This is a genomic window from Vibrio sp. 10N.222.49.C9 (assembly GCF_041474985.1).
Lineage (GTDB): Bacteria > Pseudomonadota > Gammaproteobacteria > Enterobacterales > Vibrionaceae > Vibrio > Vibrio crassostreae_C.
Genome location: NZ_JBFRVD010000960.1, coordinates 1 through 302 on the forward strand (window position 1 = coordinate 1; position 302 = coordinate 302).

The following is a 302-nucleotide window of genomic DNA, read 5'->3' on the forward strand; positions in this document are numbered from 1 at the left end:
CCACCGAGGCAGAGCTACATCTAGCGCTAAATCGTTTCTTGAAGAACCGTACAACACTTATTGTTGCCCATCGACTGTCTGCCGTTAAACAGGCTGACCTTATCTATGTTCTCGAAGACGGAAAGGTCATACAGTCGGGTACACATATAGATTTGATTGAAACGGACGGACTTTATCAGACTTTGTATGGGTCGTTACAGGCAGGGTAAGTTTGGTAGTAAGGGAAGTGTCTTAGGCATTAAGCTATCAGGCCTTCTTGTGGGAAAATATAAAAGGAGCTCAAATGAGCTCCTTTATTTATT

Annotated in this window: 1 pseudogene; it reads left to right on the forward strand. The window is 43.0% G+C overall.

Annotation, left to right across the window (positions count from 1 at the left end):
* A pseudogene (locus AB4585_RS26410) lies at window positions 1-209 on the forward strand (ABC transporter ATP-binding protein); the annotation flags it as partial.
* Window positions 210-302 lie beyond the last annotated feature (93 nt).